This window comes from Phyllobacterium endophyticum, assembly GCF_003010935.1.
Classification (GTDB): Bacteria; Pseudomonadota; Alphaproteobacteria; order Rhizobiales; family Rhizobiaceae; genus Phyllobacterium; species Phyllobacterium endophyticum.
Window position 1 is genome coordinate 348,363 of the sequence record NZ_PGGN01000004.1, and the last position, 18,811, is coordinate 367,173.

Genomic DNA, 18,811 nt, shown 5'->3' on the forward strand with positions numbered 1-18,811 from the left:
AGAGATCGCAAAAGAAAAGGCCCCCGAAACAAGTCCCGGAAGCCCTCTCAAAGTCTAAGCAGCTTGAGAATCGCATTTCCGAGAATCACTGTCAAGCATTAAGCGTCGTTTCGGCGAGCAGATTTCTTTTGCCTGATTGAGGGTAAAAGCTATGAACAGGGAAATGACAACGACGCCCTTTGGGCGGCGGCCGGTGTCGCACGTCATGCTGGAAACGCAGGCTTCGGTGCGAAATTGTCCGTCCACACAGGTCGCCGACAAGTGGCGATTGTTCCGTACGATTACCGAGGCACGGCCGGTTCTTGGCGTCTCCGACAGAGCTTTGGCAGTGCTGCATGCGCTGCTGAGTTTTCACAAACCGGTGGAACTCGACAGTGAGAGCAACCTTATCGTCTTTCCCTCCAATCGCGAACTCTCGATGCGTGCGCACGGCATGGCGGCGGTCACGTTGCGCCGGCATTTGGCTGCGCTGGTTGAGGCTGGCCTTATCGTCAGGCGTGACAGTCCCAACGGCAAGCGTTATGTGCGCCGCGACCAGGAGGGCGATGTTAAAACGGCTTTTGGCTTTGATTTGACCCCGTTGGTGGCACGGGCAGTTGAGCTGGAACAATTTGCGAGCGCTATTCGCGACGAAGATCTGTCAAAGCGACTTCTTCGGGAACATATCAGCCTGCACCGCCGCGACATCGCGAAGATGATCATTTTTGCCGACGAGCAGCAACTGGACGGCCCCTGGGATGCTATCAGAGAGCGCTTCTCTCCACTCACTCGATCATTATTGCGCAGCTATGACAAGGAGGGCCTCACAGCATTGGCAGAGTCGCTTGATGATCTGCGCGCTGACGTAGAGAAGCTCATGAATATTCATGCTAATTTCGATAAAACGAACGGCAATGACGTTCGAAATGAACGGCACATACAGAATCAAAATTCCGACTTGCAATCTGATCTTGAACCCGGCTTTAGAAAAGACCAGGGGGCAAACGCTGGTACGAGCTGGAACAATGCTGGCGAACAGAGGGACGAAGACGCTGTTTATGACGAAGTGTCCGATCAACCCCTACATGACGGCGGCAGGTTACCGCCTAAGGCCTTTCCCCTCGGTTTGATCCTGAAAGCTTGTCCGGACATTGTGGACTACGCCTTACGGGGCATCGATAGCTGGTCCGACCTCGTGCAAACGGCCAACCTTGTTCGTGTGACGCTCGGGGTCAGCCCTGACGCCTGGAACCAGGCGGTCGAAACTTTTGGACGCGATGAGGCGGCAATAGTTTTGGCGGCAATCCTGCAAAAAGGTGAAACCATCGCCAGCCCAGGCGGTTATCTACGATCCCTTACTGATAAGGCTCGCACTGGTTCGTTTTCCTCGGGTCCGTTGCTGATGGGGCTTCTGAAGGCCAACCAGCAACGGCAGGATGCCAGGACGGGATGATAGAAAATTGTTAGTTAACAAAAGCTTGATAACCATGCGAAACGCATGCCATCGACCCCGCGAACATCCGGTGCTAAGCGAGGTGATCTGCACATCAACCATGGACCTTTTCAATTTATGAGTCGTCTCGACAGCTTCATCCGCCGCATGACGGCGCAGCGCGATGTTCTTAACCATATTGGTGATATGGTGAAAGAGTTGGAGGGCCCCGTTCTTGAATTGGGCCTGGGCAACGGGCGGACCTTCGACCATTTGCGAACGCACTTTCCGGAACGCAGGATCATTGCTTTTGATCGCGCATTGGCGTGCCACAAGAGTTCGACGCCCGATAAGGAAGATCTTGTCATCGGCGAGATCCGGGATACGGCGCAGCAATTCACCGGTATCAATGCGGCTCTTGTGCATGTGGACATCGGCACCGGGTACGAAGAAAGAGATGCAGTGACGTTGACATGGCTGCCCCAACTTGCGGCCGCGCTACTTGCGCCGGGCGGTATCGTTGCCAGTGGGCTCGAGCTAAACCATTCGCAGCTCGAAAACTTGCCCTTGCCGCATCACGTCAAGAAGGGCCGGTACTTCCTATACCGTCGAATCGAATAACAGAACGTCGAATTGTTTTTCATTGACCGGAATGTCTTTTACCTTGGCTGACCTGTCGACACCTTCGTGGAAGATCAGACATTCGTCGTAAAACTTCGCAAGGTATTGCACGAAGGCTGCGGATTCCCGCGCGCCGTAGAATTCCGGCGAGAATTCCATGTAGACCGGAGTCCTCCGGGCGAGGAGAGGTTGCATCGAGCGGCAGGCGACAGGCTCATAGCCCTCGATGTCCATCCATACGAGCCCAACCTCATTGAAATCCGTGCCGGATTCGTCGAGTATCGAACCAACAGACTTGACCGGCACTACGATCTTGCAATCTTTAGCACTCTTGCGGCTGGCGCTGCTCTTGCCGTGGTTATTCTGATGTTGAAAGAAATCAATCTCGCCTGACCTCTCGCCAGCAGCACAATTGATCGTAATTACACAGTGTTCCAACTTGTTCTGAGCGACGTTGGCACGCAGTAACGCGAAGTTGCGAGGATCCGGTTCGACACTGATGATGCGGCCGAAGTGGCCACTTAAGGCGAAGTAGACCGTCTGCGTACCGATATTTCCACCAAGTTCCAGTACTGTGGTACCTTCCTGCAGAAGACGCCGCTCCTTTAAAATGCCAATCAACCGATCGACGTGCTCGCGTTCGAAATGGCCCTTCCGGAACACTTTTCTGCCGATATAGTCGTTCGGCGAGAAAGTCAGGAAATGATCGCCGCAATCCAGTGTGATCGTCTGAACGCGGGGGCCAAGCGAGCTTACCAGCAGCTCTCGTCCGTAACGCGTGTCGAAGAACATTCGACTCCAGTTATTTCTGGTTTCACGCAGATGGCGGCGGATCGATTTAAGCCTCAGCATTCTTGGTCCCTGTCCAGCTTCACTCTTCACTTCCACAAGATGCGAATGATCGCGATACGGATAGTACTCTCATCAGGCAAACCTCCCGGTGAGTTCCTCGTGAATTATGTAAACACGCAGCGGCTCGGCTCGGCCGCGGATGGTGATCTCTTGACTTTGCAGTTCAGAAACATCGGAGCCGGCAAGGAGAATAGTCGGTTCTGAGACGACAAGCGTCGAATCAAGCTCCTTGGCCACGGTTTCTAGTCGGCTGGCAACATTGACGGTGTCACCAATGGCAGTGAGATTTTTCACGTTTCCATAACCCATTGCGCCGACTATGGCGGGTCCGCTATGGACCCCAATGGCAACACGGAGCGGCATGGAAAGCTCGGTAGACAGTTCGTCGTTTAGCCGGTCTATTTCGCTGGCGATCCTCGCGGCCGCTTTCAGAGCATTGCGGCAGGCTTCCTCGGGAGAGCCCCTTAGCCCGAAAAGCGCCATGGCACCATCGCCTATGAACTTGTCCAGGCGGCCTCCCGAGCCTTCTACGGCCTGTCCCACGATGGCGAAATAACGGTTGAGCAGGAAAACGATGTCATAGGGGAGCTGTGACTGGGTAAGCATGGTAAAGTTGCGGATGTCGCAAAAGAGAATGACGATCTCCTGCTCGCGTCCCGGATTGGTTTGCTGGCTGCCGATCGGGAGGGCGGCCTCAAGGGTTGGTACAAGCATCGGCACCACGCTGATATCGTTGGTCGGGCGCAATTGACAGGCGAGACGCACGCCGGGATCTGCATTGATGCGGTCGAGCGTTGCCAGTTCTGTTGTTTCAGCTGGAGGAAGAGACGCCGCGCCTTGCAAAACCTGGACCCGGCAAGTCGAGCAGCGGCCCTTGCCGCCGCAGACCGCATAATGCGGGATTCCGCCCAGCCGGCTCGCTTCAAGCACACTGAAGCCCCGCGGAACGTTGACGACCTGCCCTTCCGGATAACGGATTGCGATCTGATCGGACCGCTCGCGCCAATTGCGGCGCGTACGCATGGCAAAGACCGTCAGCAGACCGCCGGCAAAACCGCCATAGAGGGTGAACTTGGCCAATCGAACCCGTTCCTTGCCGACCACGGTGGCTGACGAATAGGCGGCGTTATCGCTTTTAAGAGCGCTACCTGAAGCGGGGTATCCGCTTCCAAGGCTGGACTGCAGCGGCTCGCTGGCGAGTATCCGCCCCGTGCTAGCAAACCCGAGCAAAGCGAGTACGGGTAGGAGAATTGCGAAGGTAAGAAGAAGTGGTGCCGCCCTGTGATACCAAGGGCGGTAGCGCAGCCAGAAATGAACCCCGATACAGCCGTGCATCCAAACCACGACGAGTGCGATCGATTGGCGCAGGCCGCTCATTGGCGAGTTGATCCATAGCGAGCGGATCACCGACGCGTAGACGTCAGGCGTGCCCAACAGCTCGGAGCTGATGCGTGTTGCGATGACATGTTCAATGATCAAAAGGGGGATGAGGAGGCCCAAAATGATCTGCATGGCCTCTCGAAGCGGCATGACGAGAGTTCTGCGTTTATAGAGCGAGCGCATGACGAGCAGGATGTGAACGAGAACTGAACCATAAAGCAGAGCGCTGCCAAGCGGATTGCGCCATGTGGCGGTAAACCACAGTCTGCCCTTTTCCGCGGCATCGAGAGAGATCAGGTTCAGCGCATGATTTGCAAGATGAAGGGTCACGAAGACAAGCATGACCAACCCCGAAACCAATCGCGCCCTTCGCAGGGATCGCTCGGACAAGAGGGGAAATGTGTCGACTACTGTCATGAATACCGTGGATTTCTCTCGAATCAATCTATGCGACGAATGCTGATTTGGCGAGACGATGAAGCTACCCCGAATCGTTCTATAATGTGATGTGACACCGCTCTTGCAATTGCAGCCGGAACGTTCGAAAGCTAGCCGAGATGCAATGCTCAAAGCACGAAGACAAATGCATATCGCGTTCTATGCTCCGCTGAAATCGCCCAATCATCCGGTTCCTTCGGGCGATCGTCAGATGGCGAAGCTGCTTGTCGCTGCGCTTCGCCTGGCTGGACATGAGGTTGACGTGGTGTCGGAGTTGCGTAGTTTTACGCCGACGCCTGATGCTGCCGAACGTGGGAAAATTGTGGCGTTGGCCAAACGTGAAGTGGAGCGGCTTTTGCGGCAATGGCAGCATGGCGCCAAGCCCGATTTGTGGTTCTGTTATCATCCCTACTACAAAGCACCTGATTTGATCGGTACACCGATCACCACTGCTCTTCGTCTACCATCTGTAACGGCGGAAGCTTCCTATTCAAAGCGAAGGGACGACAGTGGCTGGGCCGAGATGCAATCGCTGGTGGTGGATGCAATTCAGCAAGCCTCGGTTAACATCTGTTTTACCAAGAGGGACGAGATAGGACTGGCCAGTCAAGTCGCGACGGCCAGGCTGGCGCGCATGCAGCCATTCATAGACGCTTCCGCTTTTCTGAAGGAACCGGCTGCAAATGACCGGAACCGGTTGATAACCGTCGCGATGATGCGGCATGGCGACAAGCTCATGAGCTATCGGATGCTGGCAGAGGCGCTGACCCTGCTGGGCGACAGACCCTTCAAGTTAAGCATTATTGGCGATGGTCCAGCTCGCGAGGCTGTACAATCGATGTTCGCGCATTTCGGCGAACAGGTAGAGTGGCTCGGGCAGAAGCGGGCAGGGGAGGTCGTAGATATCCTTTACCGTGGCGGAACTTATATCTGGCCAGGTACCGGTGAAGCCTACGGCCTCGCCTATCTGGAGGCGCAAGCGGCCGGTTTGCCGGTAGTGGCGCAGAATACGGCCGGCGTTCCCGAAGTCGTAAGCGACGGCGTGACAGGAACGCTGACCGAGGCTGGCGATACGCAAGCGTTTGCCGACGCCATAGCAACGATGATGGATTTCGACGAGCAACGTAGTGCAATGGGCCGCGCGGCGCGACGTTTCGTGGTGGAGGAGCGATCACTGGAAATTGCGGCGAGGCGGCTGGATACGATATTGAGGGAGTACGTGGCCGATGGAGGCTGATGCGGTGTGGCGGCCCTTGCAGGAAGAACTTGCACGCTGGAGTGATGCCAATCGATGCGCCCGTTTTTGGCTGCGTGACGATGACGCGGTCGAGCCAACTGATGCGCTGGAGCGGCTACTCAGTTTGAGCGACGGATACGGCATACCCCTGACGCTCGCAGTGATACCGTTGCGAGCGGATGCACGGCTGGCGAGGCGATTGGCACAGCAGCAGAACGTCACTGTCGCCGTGCATGGATGGTCGCACCGTAATTACGCGCCGCCGGATGAGAAAAAGCAGGAGTTGGGGCCTCACCGGGCGCAGGAGGTAGTATCTGATGAGCTACGTGGCGGGCACAGGCGCCTGAACGAGCTATTTCCCGCAAGTTTTGTACCTGTGCTGGTACCGCCCTGGAACCGTATCGATCCGCTGCTCGTATCCGTGTTGCAGGGCATCGGGTTCAAAGCCCTGTCAGTTTTCGGTCCCACCAGGATGAATCATGCTGCATACCTGCCTGTGGTCAATACGCACATTGACCTGATGGATTGGCACGGGACGCGCGGTTGCCGGGATCATGGACAATTGGTCGAAGCGCTCGTCAACGAACTACGGCTTCGCTTCGGGGGCGACGAGGAGCCCATCGGTATTCTCACGCATCATCTTGTGCATGATGAATCCGCTTGGTCTTTCTTGCAAAAGCTTTTCGCCATTATGGCCGCGGGTTCAGGAGCTCGTTGGGTTTCACTGCGAGAGCTGATCTAGAGCTCGATCACCTGAAAATCACGCGCCGCAAATGCGCCAGCGAACCGCTCTCTGGAAAGGCGCTCGAATGCGTCGAGTTCGTCATCCGTCCTGTCTGGTGCATGATGGAATAAGGCGAGTCTGCCGATTTTCGCCGCCTTCGCCAACAGGACTCCATGTTGCCATGTTGAGTGGCCGTAGCCGAACCGCCTTGGCATTTCGTCTTCGGTATAGGTGCAGTCGTATACGACAAGATCGGCGTTCTGAATCAACTCGAGCACGATGGGGTCAAGCTTACCGGCTTCATGCTCCGTGTCGTAGATTAGTGCGAGTACGCGGCCGGCAAATTCGATTCGATAGCCGATACAGCCGCCGGGATGATTAAGGCTGCGGGTATGGATCGCGACCGCGGGGAACGGTTCCAATGTGTCGCCGGAGCGGAAGTCGCGAAAGCCGAGACTCGCCTTGCAGATGTCCGGCTCCACCGGAAACCAGGGCGGACGCATGAATTGTTTGACCATTTCCCGCGTCGTCATGATCCCGGCCAGGTGCCCGGACCAGAGACGGACATTCATCATCGGATTGTAAAGTGGCATGAAATAAGGAAGACCAATAATGTGGTCGTAGTGGCAATGCGTGTAGAAGATATCGAGATTATCGACGCCTTCCAGTGTCAGGGCGTCACCGGCCTGTCGTATGCCGGTACCAGAATCGAAGATCAAACGACGCTTGCCGCACTGGACTTCGATACATGCGGTATTACCACCATACCGCCTGAAGTCGGGACCCGATACGGAAACGCTCCCCCGCGTTCCCCAGAATTTCACCCGAAACACTTCGTCGTTCATTATGCTTTTTTCACCCAATCCCCTTTTCGCGGCATCGTAACCAAACTCCAATCGTTAGGCGAGGCTTCGCTTTCGATTTATTTGGCTCCACGCAATAAAAAGCTGCGATAAATGACATATAAGCGATAGCAGTCTGGATTTTAAGCTTTACTACAATCATTGATAGCAACGTATACGCAAGGCAGTTTTCATCAATTCAGAACCTGGATTTCATGTCTTCTTCGAAGTTCCCACAAATTGCTGTCATAGCTGATGCCCATTTCCACGATCTTTACGGCGATTATGATTTCGACGGCATCGACGTAAGCGGTCGCAGGATGACAGCACGCCGTCTTACCGATACAATGCGTTCTACTCGCGTGTTCAACGAAAGCTATCAGGCCTTGCGGGCCGCTCTCGACGACGCGGTAACGCGTGGCATAAAGCACATCGTACTCCTTGGTGACTATTCCGACGACGGGCAAAACGCAACTCTTGCTGCGCTGCGGCGATTGCTCGACACTTATGTTCGCGAACACGGATTGATCTTTGCGGCAACGCCGGGAAATCACGATATTTTCGGACTGAACGGCAGGCACCATGCCAAACGTCTGCTCAACTCCGATGGATCTTACACTATCGTGGCGAGCGATAGTGAGTTCGTTGATGACGACGCGGCCGGTATGGTTGTCACCGAAAAGATGTATTGCCCCGGGTACCCGGGCGGCCTCCAGGCATTGGCGAGTACCGGCTTTTTCCGGCGCCAGGCGGACTTGCATTGGGAGACACCTTTCGGAACTGACGATGACCCGGCGGCACGATCATACTCGGTCTTTTCGGAAGACGGACAGAACCACTACCGCCTGATGGATGGCTCCTACCTGGTCGAGCCTGTTCCAGATCTTTGGCTGATGATGATTGACGCGAATGTTTTTGAGCCGCGCAATGGAGCTTATCTTGCTGGTGACGCCGGAGCATTCATAGACAGCACCAACGCTGGATGGAATGCTGTTTTGAGACACAAGCGCTTTATCCTCGACTGGATCAAAGATGTAACGGCAAGAGCCACGCGTTCTGGCAAGCAACTGCTGACATTCTCGCACTATCCGATGCTGGACATGCTTAACGCAACGGAGAAGGACGAACGAGCGCTGATGGGTGAAACTAGTTCCGTAAGGAGAACCCCCAGCCAAGATGTGGCCGATGCAGCGCTGGACGCCGGCCTGCACCTTCATTTCAGCGGACATCTCCATATCAACGATACCGCACTCCTCAAGCGAGGAACCGAGTACCTCGTCAATATTGGCGTGCCGTCCCTCGTTGCATTTCCGGCGGCTTTCAAGGTGATCACACTCGACGATACAAGTCTGAACGTCGAAACCGTGAGCCTTGATCACCTGCCGATTGATCCTTCTATCAGTCGGCAGTACCGTATCGAGATTGAACTCACCGGAAAAAGCGCCGGCCGCATGCTCCAGGCAACGAACTATGGAGAGTTCATTTCTGAACACGTTCAGCAACTCGTCGTGTATCGCTATTTACGCCGCGAGTGGCCACTAGACATGGCACGAATAATTCCGCTGCTCAGTTTGGCCGATTTGTATGTCCTCGGCCGTTGCCAGCAATCGGTTGCTGCCGATGATGTCCTTGCGCTTGTCCGTTCGGAGCGTTCCCGCAAGGGATTCGAAGGTGATGACGCCTTGCTGGAAAGGCTCGATGCGTTATCCGTGGTTGAACTTCTTGGCGACTGGTACAGGCTGCGCACAGCCCGCGAAATGGCATTGGAATACATCCGTTCAGAACGACTTGCCATATACCGTTTGCTGATTACGACTTACGCAGATAGTTCGGCAATAGAGTTAGGAAGCGTCAGGGAGAAATTTGCTCGAATGCTGCGGATGATGGGCCAATACATGACGGGCGTGCCGTCGCGTGACTTTTGCGTCGACCTGACGACGGGAGCAATCACTAGAGAAAAGCAGTAGTGCCGGCAATTTGCCCAACCACGCGGATCTGACCCGGGGCTTGCTGCTGCCAATGCTGCTATTTCGCCGCCTGCCTTTGCTTGCTGCGGGCTTCGCTGAGTTCCGTAGTGGTGTGGCTTAGACGGTCTGCGAGGACACGCATGATCTCAATGGTCATTTCCGGGTAGTCGCTCAAGAGCTTGAGAAAGTGGTCCTTGCTGATCCGCAGGGCCTCGAGAGCCGAGTTTGCCCGGACAGTCGCCGTGCGGGAAACGTCGCAGAGAATTGCGATTTCGCCAACGATCGAATCGTGTTCGATCTCTGCAACCTTGATCTCGCCGCTAGGGGTGTCAGAAAGAATATCGGCACCACCCGACAGGATGACGTAAGCCGCGTCGGCCGGGTCACCTTGGCGAAAAAGTGTCTGGCCCGATTTGTAACTCACGCGCTCCGATGTGAACGCCAGAAGCTTGAGCTTTGCCGGCGCAACTCCCGAAAACAGCGGTATTCGCCGCAACATTTCAACTTCATCTTTCAGCAGCATGAACGTCCAATACCCCCTGCTAAGACCCTTCTACGATTTCAAACGCGCCAAGCGAATTCTCAAAGTCCCCGCCATTACGATACCAGCTCTCTGAATATACCGTCTTTCTCCAAAAGAGTCGCGTGAGTTCCATCTTCGACCAGTGTTCCCTTGTCGAATACAATCACGCGGTCGAACAGGTTTGCAAGCGCAGTATTGGATAGGACCCAGATGATCGCCGGCGCGTGACCCTCCTCATGCAGGTCCTTCATTATGTTGCGGGTGATTTGGTCCTGAACACGTTGGTCGAGGGCAGGAAGCGGGCGATTCAGGATGACGTAATCGGCCCGTTTGAGCAGGGCTCTGGCAACATTGAGCTTTTGCCTCTGTACATTTGTCAGTCGCTTGCCCCCAGAACCTACATCGAAATCCATGCCTATCGAAAGCACGCTTTCGAATAGCCCAAGCCGATCAAACAGATCGCGCAGAATGGTGCGAATACGGTCCGAGCCGTCGGCTTGGGTGAAGCCGATGCGGCCAAACAGTACATTGTCCAACAGGGTTGCCGAAGCTGCAAACCGCTCGGGGTCGTAACGCTCGATCACCGCTTTGAGATCGTCGGGCATGTTCTGATGGAATCGGGCACGGGCATCGACAATCTTGGCCATGAGTTGAGCGTTCAAGAGGCCGAAGCGATGCCTGGGTTCGATATAGGAGAAGCTGAGGCGGATGATACTTGTCCGCTCGTCCGCCGATGCAGCTTCAATGCCGCGACCTTGCAGTTTCTGCAGGAGAGCCTGATAGGTTGGTATATCATCGGCGGTCATGAACGTAAGTTGCTGGAAGAAGGGATGATCTGGAGGCAGATCCTGGAATAATTCGACGGCATTGGCGGCGATCTCGAGCCCCATTGTATAGAGATCGATATAAAGGTCGTTCTCGCGCAGGATCGACCGGAAATATGGATGCGCCGCCAGTTTCCTGTTGGTCATCATCGGACGCTTCATGCTACCGAACAGAAGGTTTTCGCCTATGGTCGCCTGCGGATTATATTCGTCCAGCCTGAACGGCACGACGAGATCGTCGAGTTGTTCTTTTTTCAGGCGTTTTCGCAGTGCCTGGCGCAACTCTACGATGCGGTCGGTAAGATCGGTATGCGTAGCCGTATTTACCAAGGAGCGCAGAGCCATATCCAGAATATCCTGGGAGATCAGCACTGCATCAAGCACCGGGCGCACCACCTTGAACAAGTCCTCCGGGCCCGTCACACCCGCAGAGGCATAGTCGACCCAATCGCTATTGAGGTCGAGTTCGGGATTGCCGGCGCGGCGCGCTTCGTTGATTTCCCATCTATACCTCGTGGCGCTCTTACCTTCATACTCGACCTTTGTAAGCGGGGCGTGCTTGAGGCCGTAGAGCAAATTGTCTCTCAGTGTTCCGTGGAAGAAATAGGTATCCGATGCAGCGTAGGCTATGCGGCGGCCTGTAACGGATTCCGGCAGCTCCAGGATGTCGGTTCCATCGATGGTTATGCGTCCCTGTTCGGGCCAGACGAGCCGCGCGAAAGCTTCGGCAAGGGCCTCTGCACCGCTACCGCTATTTCCCACGATCGCGACGGTTTCACCCGGCTTGATCTCGAGAGTGACATGCCTGAGTAGTGGTGCGCCACTGTCATCGGAGACCGTCAGGTTTACCGCATTCAGTGAATGTTCGAGACGGTTTACCGGCTGGGGTACCAGAGCCTGAATCTTGGGGTCGACGAGCCTGTCGACATTAAACTGTTCCACCACCTGATTGTATTTGACCTGAACGTCCTGACGAGCCTGATCCCAGTCGATCAGCTCCTTCAACGGTCCAGGAAGGTCCTTATATGCATTGATGACAGCGACAAGTTGGCCGATATCGAGTCGTCCCTGCAGGGCGAGAAACCCGCCGATCGAATAGAACAGGAAGGGAGTAACCTGCGCCAGAAAATTATTGATGAACTTGACCAGAAATTTCCACTGATAGAGATCATAGCGAATCGAAAAGATGAGACCGAGGCGCGCTGCGATATCGGCCCGTTCGAAGTTCGACGTGTCGTTGCCGTGGATGGTGCCGATGCCCTCGACGATTTCGCCGACGCGACCCGAAAGTTCGCGCGCCGTCAATTGACGCTGGCGTCCGAGTTCAAGCAGCCGCTTGCGCATGCGCGGAATGACGACGCCCTGGATCGCGACGATACCGGCTGCGATCATGCCGAGCCAGAAATTCTGCATGATGATGAATACAAGGGCGGTAATCGCCTGTCCACCCAAGAGAGCGGGCTGGACGAAAGCGTCCCCGGTGAAGCCGCCCATAGGCTCCACTTCGTCCTTGATCATGGTTGCTATTTCGGCTGATTTAATGCGTTTGAATTGCGCAGGCGGAAAGCGCAACACACGATCGATCAATTCGAAGCGTATGCGTCGCAACATACGCTCACCGAGGCGGCCCTTGTAGGTATTGATGTAGAGCTTGAATAGGCCGTTGATGATGACCAGCAACAAGAAAACGAGACTGAGTGCCATCAACGTCTGGAAGCGCGTGAGCTCGAGCCCTTGAAACAACTCTATCTTGCCCAGAAGCGGGACATCGTATTCCAGATGCATGAACGTGCGGGTGGCGCCCGGCGTCTCAAAGCCGTTCCCTTGTATCGGCCCATTGACGATCTGCTTCGGCAGATCGAATGACATGAAATAGGGAATCATGGAGACTGCCACGACAAACAGAATCCATATCTGCTGTAGCCGTGTGTTCGACCAGATGTAACGTGTTAGACTTGTTTCCATTGAAAACCGGGGGCTGTGAATTCAGCAAGAATCGCAAGTACTGAAACGTTTGAAGTGCACATGGACGAACTCCATGGATTGTATTGGCTTAGCCTACAGCATCAGGTTCGTGAAGGCTATATGACATGGGTGTGGGACATTGTATTGTCAATTCAAGGAAGCAGGTTGTTAGCGTTCCAACAAGTTCCGCAGGATCTCCGCCGTACGCTCGGCGCCGTCCAGATTGAGCCTATGTGATGGCGGTTTCGGCTGTTCCATAGCTGCCGTGATCGCTTCGGAGAGAATATCGCCATTCAAACCATTCTCGGGCAGTGCGATTGCAAGCCCGAGCGCTTCCAGCCGGGTTGCCCGGACACTCTGCTCCGTCTCACCGCCTGCGGTAAAGGGAACCAGTATCGAGCGACATTGCGCCCGGAGAATGTCGCAGACCGTGTTATATCCCGCTTGAGATATCGAAAGCTCGGCTCCTTTGAGCAATGAGGGAAAGTCCCGTCGGAAACGAAAAAGACTGACATTGTCAGGCGCTTCAGCTGCCAGAGCGGCGAAATCAGTTTTTGGCATGTTGGGGCCGGCGATCAGGCACCATGCTCCACCAAAGTTCGAATTTCTTGCGGCATAGAGGGCCGAACGAATGAGTTCAGTTCCCACTGCCCCACCTCCAGCCGACACAACTATGTCGAAAACATCGGACGGGTTGTCCGGAGAAGGTCCTGCTACGAGCCCGGTATAGATGATCTTCTTCGAGATTTCCCCTGAAAGTGGAAACGTATCCTGCAGGGCCACAAACGAAGGATCGCCATGTACGAGCACATGGCCGAAATGCTTGTTGATGAGGCTGACGGTCTCCTGATCCCGTCCGGGCTTCATCCGCTCCTGCAGAATATCCCGGACTGAGGTCAACAGAAGCGGGCGTGGCCTGGATCGTTCGATCGCCTCAAGCAATGGCATCAGTTCGAAGCGCATTTGCCTGCGGCCGAAGGGAAAGGCCTCAATGATTACGACGTCAGCTTGTGTCGTGCTGAACGCTTCAAGCAGGAGATCACGACGTCGGGCGAGATAGCCGTCATCTGCGGAATCGCCGTGATGATCGACCAAGCCGGAAAATCCGGCGCTGTCGGCAAACAGAGGTGGTAGTGCAAGTGACTTGACGTCGGGTCCGGGAAAGCCGGGAACACTGGAACCGCCGGTCACCACAGTGACATCAAAACGATTTGCCGCTAGAGCAGAGGCGATGCGGCTGGCGCGAGCCAGGTGGCCGATACCGAGGAGGTGCTGGACATAAAAGAAGACACGCGGCTCACTCATATTTTTGCCCACTCTGTTTCAAACAGCCCGGTCAACTGGCGAATGCTGGAATCGTGGTCAAAGTGTTCGAGCACCCTTTTCTCCGCAGCTTTGCCCAAGCGGTACCTTAGATCAGGCTCACGAATGGCGCGTTCGAGGGCGATAGCGAACAACCGGGGGTCTTCTGGCGGCACGACAAAGCCGTTTTCTCCGCCAGTAAGAAGTTCCGGGACACCGGAAATGGCGGTCGAAATGCAAACAAGGTTCTGGCTACAAGCCTCAACGAGGACATTTGGAAGACCGTCTCGATCTCCATCCTGCGCTATCCTGCAGGCAAGCGCAAAAATGTCAGCGCGACGGTAGTGGGCGAGTACCTCTTCCTGCGCAAGTGCCCCTTTCCAGACGATGCGATTTTCAATGCCAAGCCTTTTTGCCAGCGATCTCAGTCGCGGGAGTTCGTCACCGCCGCCAATATGAACAAAGCGCCATTGAAGGCGCGCCGGGAGCATCGCCAAGGCATTCAGCAGAATGTCATATCCCTTCTTGGGAACAGCACGTCCAACGCTCAAGATCTCGACCGGTTGGGCTCGATCCGACCCATCCCGGCCAGGCCGAACCGCGGTAAAGCGCCCGAAGCGACCAAGATCAAGACCATGATAACTCAGATGCACCTGCTCCTTTCGGGGTGTCAGCGCGCGCATATGTTCAAATCCGGAGCGCGTGCAAGTAACGCTCCAGCGTGCCTCGGCGAGCTTCTCGGTCAGCTCCCAGTCAGGAGATGTCCAAATGTCCTTGGCATGCGCGGAGCAGCTCCAGGGGATACCGGTCAAAATGCTCGTATATCGCGCAACAGAAGCCGGGGTATGTATGAAATGGGCGTGCAACCATCTGCCTGCATCGGGCCATTCATGGGCAAGGACCAGCGCCTGACCGAGACGCCGCACACGATTGCGAGAGATATCCCGTTTCAGATCGTCCCAAAAACGTCGCAGCAGGGGCTTGAAGTTCGGTTTCCTCCAGGTCGCAGCCAAGGCTCGGAACACTCTAAATGGCTCTTCATGGAGATACTCGGGCAAGTAAACCACACGAGCTTTAATCTCGTCATGGATCGGATGGCGTTTCTTGTCCGTTGGCCGGCGCATGGAAATGAGAGTCAGGTCGAACCCGGCTCGTTCGAGTCCTAGCAGTTCCTGTGCAATAAAGGTTTCCGACAGCCGCGGATAACCCTTCAGAAGCACCAAAGTTTTGAGGCGATGAGGCAAACTGATGCTCTTATTCCGCTACAGCTGGCAGGGGCCGTTCGCGTTCGTCCAGCCAGTCGCCGACGATTTCGGAGATATGCACGAGACCTTCCAGGCGCATACCATCGCCCTTGCCCGTTTGAGAAGGCGGTGCCCGGTCGGGCAGGCGCTTAAGCACCTGCGCAAATCGCAAGGGATCTTCGGCTTCCTCGGGTCGCAGCATTTCAATGAGACCGAGTTCGGTAGCGCGTGTGGCCCGGATCAACTGTTCCTCGCGCGGCAGCACGCGCGGTACGATCAGCGCCGGCTTATCGAAAGAGAGTATCTCGCAATAGGTATTGTAGCCGCCCATGGCAACCACGGCCTTGGCGCCAGCGATGAGCTCCTCCATCCGATTGTCGAACTCGATAACCTGGATATAGGGAATCTTGCCGCCCTTCTTGACAAGCTTCGCTCGCTGCTTGGCCGGCATGTAAGGCCCCAGAACGATGAATGCCTTGTGCTGGAGAGTGGGATCCTGCTGATAAGCATGGATGACATTATGGACGAGATCGGCGCCGTCGCCGCCACCGCCGGTGGTGACGAGAATATAATCGCCCTCGGGAACATGGGTGGGCGCGTTATCATTCGACAGACTGCGCTGCAGAAAACCCACGAATTTCATCTTGTCACGGAGCGTGGCGGGCACATCCAGATCCACCAGGGGGTCGTAGAAATCAGGCGGACCATAGACCCAGACAGTATCGTAAAACTGGTCTATCTTACGCATCACGTTGTTGTTCTTCCACTCGGCTTCGAGCAGATGCGGTGCATCCATGACCTCACGCAGCCCAAGGACGAGTGTGGTGCCTCGCGATTTCAGATAGGCGAGGGTTTCCTCGATCTCACCCTTGAGTCCCATTGGCTCCTTGTCGACGATGAAAATATCCGGCTGAAACGTCTCCGCGGTGTGACGGATAATCGACTGGCGCATCTTCAGCGTTTCATGCAGATCGATATGCCTGGCGAGTGACGTGTACTCGCCATTGCGCAGCTTGATGACGCTCGGCACTTTCACGAAATCCACCCGCGCCCGATAGTCGAAGGCGCCTGCAATCGTCGCGCCTGAAATGATCAGTATGTTGAGACCACGAAAATCCTCGACGAGCGAATGGGCGATTGTCCTGCACCGCCGCAAATGACCAAGGCCGAAGGTGTCGTGGCTGTACATCAAGATCCGGGCATCTTCGAAACGCCGCATCATGGTCAAAACCCTCTATTACGCGGGTTGACCCGCCCAGTGCATTCGAAAGCTAAGTGAGAACGCGAACTCATGGCCTCAACCTCCACTATCTGTAGGGATCGGCGGCGTCGCGCAACCCATCTCCAAGGAAATTGAACGCCAGGATAACAAGAATGACAGGAATCATTGGAAAAAGCAGCCAGGGATAAAATGCAATAACGCTCACACTGCGCGCCTCGGTCAACAGAATACCCCAGCTCGTGATCGGCGGCCTTAGGCCAAGACCGAGGAAGCTCAGCGCTGTCTCGCCCAGAATCATTCCGGGAATCGAGATGGTGGCCGTCGCGATCAGGTGCGACATGAAACCTGGAACAAGATGGCGCCCGATGATACGCGGACTTTTGGCACCCATCAGCTGCGCTGCCAATACGTAATCTTCCTCACGAAGCGCCAGGAGCTTGGAACGAACCGAGCGGGCGAGACCAGTCCAGTCCAGCATTCCGAGAATGATGGTGATGCCAAAATAGATCAGGATTGGGCTCCATGTCACAGGCATAATCGCCGCAAGCGCCATCCAGAGCGGTAAACTAGGCAATGATTGCAACACCTCGATGACACGTTGGACCAGCAAATCAAACACTCCGCCGTGGTAACCGGCAAGACCGCCGATTACAATTCCCAGAACGAAACTGATGGTGATTCCAATCAAACCGATGGTCAGCGATATTCGAGCGCCATAAATGATGCGCGACAGGACATCACGACCAAGCCGATCAGTCCCCAGCAGGAACATCTGCCCGTCCTTGGCCGGGCAGACAAGATGGATATTACTGTCGATCAAACCCCAGAATCGGTAACTGTCACCGCGACAAAAGAAGCGAAGCGGTTCGACGTCAGCGCCATTGTTCGTGTAGACACGTTTCAGCGATTCCATGTCGAGCTTCATTTCCCGGCCGTACACGAATGGCCCGACAAAATTCCCGTCATGGAAGAAATGCACACGCTGTGGCGGCGAATGGATGAAATCGACATTCCGGGTGTGCAAATTATAGGGCGCAAGGAATTCGGCAATGACGATCATGCCGTAGAGTAGAAGAAGGAAAATCCCGGACACGAGTGCAAGCTTGTGACGTTTGAATTTCCACCACATCAGCCGCGTCTGCGATGCGAGATGGATCCTGGCCTGTTCGTCGGTCATTACCTCCACTGACATAGGATCAAAAGGAGCAGTGGAAACGTAGTGCTGGAGGGGCGCGCCGGGCGAGGGAAGCGGTGCTGTCACTTGGTGCTCCTGCCTTGCAGACGAATGCGCGGATCGAGAAAAGCAAGGGCAATATCGGAAATGAGCACGCCGATTACGGTGAGGAATGCCAAAAACATCAGGAAAGACCCTGCAAGATACATATCCTGGCTTTGCAGCGCTTTGATGAGCATTGGCCCCGTCGTCTCCAAGGAGAGTACAATGGCGGTGATTTCGGCCCCGGATATGATGGAAGGCAAGATCGAGCCGATATCGGAGACGAAGAAATTGAGCGCCATGCGCAGCGGATACTTGACGAGCGTGCGGAACGGGTGAAGTCCCTTGGCGCGAGCCGTCATGACATATTGCTTCTGCAACTCGTCCAGGAGATTGGCGCGCAAGCGCCGGATCATGCCCGCCGTACCGGCTGTACCAACGATGATCACCGGAATCCACAAATGGGAAAGGATCGATCTTGCCTTCTCCCAACTCATCGGTTCGTTGAGATACTGCTGATCCATCAAATGGCCGATCGACGTGCCGAACCAGATATTGGCAAAGTACATCAGGATCAACGCCAACATGAAGTTCGGGATAGCGATGCCGATCAAGCCAAGGAACGTGAGGCCGTAATCGCTCCAGCTATACTGGTGGGTCGCGGAGTACATGCCGATTGGAAAAGCGATCAACCAAGTGAAGAGGATTGTGACAAAGGAGACGAGGATCGTCAGCCACAGGCGGTCACCGACCACCTCGCTTACCGGTAGCTGGTATTCGAAGGAATAGCCGAAATCACCCTGCAACATGCCGCCGAGCCAATGAAAATATCGCAACACCGGAGGCCGGTCGAAACCGTACTGATGGCGCAATTCTTCGATTTCCTGCAGATTGACCGTTTCACCTTGGGCTCGCAGCTCGGCGATCTGACTTTCAAAGAAATTGCCGGGCGGCAGTTCTATTATGGTAAAGACCAGGGCTGAAATAACCAGCAGGGTGGGGATCATCGCGGCAATACGCCAAAGTATGTAACGCAGCATTCG

General features: G+C 55.2%; 15 protein-coding genes. 5 read left to right on the forward strand and 10 right to left on the reverse strand.

Annotated elements, in window-relative coordinates; all coding sequences use genetic code 11:
• Positions 1-163 precede the first annotated feature (163 nt).
• Together repC and CU100_RS19840 are read left to right on the forward strand one after the other, a co-directional pair.
• Complete coding sequence (gene repC, locus CU100_RS19835; RefSeq protein WP_245419139.1) at positions 164-1,432, forward strand: plasmid replication protein RepC; 1,269 nt, start codon at positions 164-166, stop codon at positions 1,430-1,432.
• Between the two features lie 117 nt (positions 1,433-1,549).
• The gene (locus CU100_RS19840; protein ID WP_106718662.1) at positions 1,550-2,032 is read left to right on the forward strand and encodes a class I SAM-dependent methyltransferase; all 483 of its coding nucleotides are present in this window, start codon (positions 1,550-1,552) and stop codon (positions 2,030-2,032) included.
• Here the strand turns inward: CU100_RS19840 and CU100_RS19845 are convergent.
• Complete coding sequence (locus tag CU100_RS19845) at positions 2,012-2,884, reverse strand: FkbM family methyltransferase (RefSeq protein ID WP_106718319.1); 873 nt, start codon at positions 2,882-2,884, stop codon at positions 2,012-2,014. The genes CU100_RS19840 and CU100_RS19845 overlap by 21 nt on opposite strands.
• A 72-nt stretch (positions 2,885-2,956) precedes the next feature.
• Positions 2,957-4,681, reverse strand: coding sequence for an adenylate/guanylate cyclase domain-containing protein (locus tag CU100_RS19850; RefSeq protein ID WP_106718320.1), 1,725 nt, complete (start codon positions 4,679-4,681; stop codon positions 2,957-2,959).
• A gap of 166 nt (positions 4,682-4,847) precedes the next feature.
• On the opposite strand from CU100_RS19850, the gene CU100_RS19855 reads away from it, so the two are divergent.
• Together CU100_RS19855 and CU100_RS19860 are read left to right on the forward strand one after the other, a co-directional pair.
• Entirely contained in the window at positions 4,848-5,939 is a 1,092-nt protein-coding gene (locus CU100_RS19855) for a glycosyltransferase family 4 protein (protein ID WP_106718321.1), read from the forward strand.
• Positions 5,929-6,681 carry a polysaccharide deacetylase family protein gene (locus CU100_RS19860; RefSeq protein ID WP_106718322.1) on the forward strand — a complete coding sequence of 251 codons (753 nt, stop codon included), beginning with the start codon at positions 5,929-5,931 and terminating at the stop codon, positions 6,679-6,681. The genes CU100_RS19855 and CU100_RS19860 overlap by 11 nt, the downstream gene beginning before the upstream one ends.
• On the opposite strand, the gene CU100_RS19865 is transcribed toward CU100_RS19860, so the two are convergent.
• Entirely contained in the window at positions 6,678-7,508 is an 831-nt protein-coding gene (locus CU100_RS19865) for an MBL fold metallo-hydrolase (RefSeq protein WP_106718323.1), read from the reverse strand. The genes CU100_RS19860 and CU100_RS19865 overlap by 4 nt on opposite strands.
• A gap of 212 nt (positions 7,509-7,720) precedes the next feature.
• Here CU100_RS19865 and CU100_RS19870 point away from each other — a divergent pair, with 212 nt between their 5' ends.
• Positions 7,721-9,472, forward strand: coding sequence for a metallophosphoesterase family protein (locus CU100_RS19870; protein ID WP_106718324.1), 1,752 nt, complete (start codon positions 7,721-7,723; stop codon positions 9,470-9,472).
• Positions 9,473-9,530: 58 nt separating this feature from the next.
• Here the strand turns inward: CU100_RS19870 and CU100_RS19875 are convergent, their stop codons facing one another.
• The 7 genes from CU100_RS19875 to CU100_RS19905 all read right to left on the reverse strand — a co-directional run bounded on the left by CU100_RS19875 (position 9,531) and on the right by CU100_RS19905 (position 18,808).
• Entirely contained in the window at positions 9,531-9,995 is a 465-nt protein-coding gene (locus CU100_RS19875; RefSeq protein ID WP_106718325.1) for a cyclic nucleotide-binding domain-containing protein, read from the reverse strand.
• 74 nt (positions 9,996-10,069) lie between these two features.
• Positions 10,070-12,784 carry an ABC transporter ATP-binding protein gene (locus CU100_RS19880; RefSeq protein WP_106718326.1) on the reverse strand — a complete coding sequence of 905 codons (2,715 nt, stop codon included), beginning with the start codon at positions 12,782-12,784 and terminating at the stop codon, positions 10,070-10,072.
• Between the two features lie 168 nt (positions 12,785-12,952).
• Positions 12,953-14,089: a glycosyltransferase family protein gene (locus tag CU100_RS19885; protein WP_106718327.1), complete on the reverse strand. Its 1,137-nt coding sequence runs from the start codon at positions 14,087-14,089 to the stop codon at positions 12,953-12,955.
• The gene (locus CU100_RS19890; RefSeq protein ID WP_106718328.1) at positions 14,086-15,330 is read right to left on the reverse strand and encodes a glycosyltransferase family 4 protein; all 1,245 of its coding nucleotides are present in this window, start codon (positions 15,328-15,330) and stop codon (positions 14,086-14,088) included. The genes CU100_RS19885 and CU100_RS19890 overlap by 4 nt, the downstream gene beginning before the upstream one ends.
• Before the next feature lie 10 nt (positions 15,331-15,340).
• A complete protein-coding gene (locus CU100_RS19895; protein WP_106718329.1) occupies positions 15,341-16,552 on the reverse strand; it encodes a glycosyltransferase family protein in 1,212 nt (403 codons plus the stop codon).
• An 85-nt stretch (positions 16,553-16,637) separates the two neighbouring features.
• Positions 16,638-17,813 (reverse strand): ABC transporter permease, encoded by a 1,176-nt coding sequence (locus CU100_RS19900; RefSeq protein WP_106718330.1) that lies wholly within the window; start codon positions 17,811-17,813, stop codon positions 16,638-16,640.
• Positions 17,810-18,808, reverse strand: coding sequence for an ABC transporter permease (locus CU100_RS19905; protein WP_106718331.1), 999 nt, complete (start codon positions 18,806-18,808; stop codon positions 17,810-17,812). Before CU100_RS19905 ends, CU100_RS19900 begins: the two co-directional genes overlap by 4 nt.
• Between the last annotated feature and the right edge of the window lie 3 nt (positions 18,809-18,811).

Coding starts and splice junctions, on each gene's coding strand:
- repC (WP_245419139.1), top strand. CDS start 164: ATGACAACGACGCCCTTTGGGCGGCGGCCGGTGTCGCACGTCATGCTG.
- CU100_RS19840 (WP_106718662.1), top strand. CDS start 1,550: ATGAGTCGTCTCGACAGCTTCATCCGCCGCATGACGGCGCAGCGCGAT.
- CU100_RS19845 (WP_106718319.1), bottom strand. CDS start 2,884: ATGCTGAGGCTTAAATCGATCCGCCGCCATCTGCGTGAAACCAGAAAT.
- CU100_RS19850 (WP_106718320.1), bottom strand. CDS start 4,681: ATGACAGTAGTCGACACATTTCCCCTCTTGTCCGAGCGATCCCTGCGA.
- CU100_RS19855 (WP_106718321.1), top strand. CDS start 4,848: ATGCATATCGCGTTCTATGCTCCGCTGAAATCGCCCAATCATCCGGTT.
- CU100_RS19860 (WP_106718322.1), top strand. CDS start 5,929: ATGGAGGCTGATGCGGTGTGGCGGCCCTTGCAGGAAGAACTTGCACGC.
- CU100_RS19865 (WP_106718323.1), bottom strand. CDS start 7,508: ATGAACGACGAAGTGTTTCGGGTGAAATTCTGGGGAACGCGGGGGAGC.
- CU100_RS19870 (WP_106718324.1), top strand. CDS start 7,721: ATGTCTTCTTCGAAGTTCCCACAAATTGCTGTCATAGCTGATGCCCAT.
- CU100_RS19875 (WP_106718325.1), bottom strand. CDS start 9,995: ATGCTGCTGAAAGATGAAGTTGAAATGTTGCGGCGAATACCGCTGTTT.
- CU100_RS19880 (WP_106718326.1), bottom strand. CDS start 12,784: ATGGAAACAAGTCTAACACGTTACATCTGGTCGAACACACGGCTACAG.
- CU100_RS19885 (WP_106718327.1), bottom strand. CDS start 14,089: ATGAGTGAGCCGCGTGTCTTCTTTTATGTCCAGCACCTCCTCGGTATC.
- CU100_RS19895 (WP_106718329.1), bottom strand. CDS start 16,552: ATGATGCGGCGTTTCGAAGATGCCCGGATCTTGATGTACAGCCACGAC.
- CU100_RS19905 (WP_106718331.1), bottom strand. CDS start 18,808: ATGCTGCGTTACATACTTTGGCGTATTGCCGCGATGATCCCCACCCTG.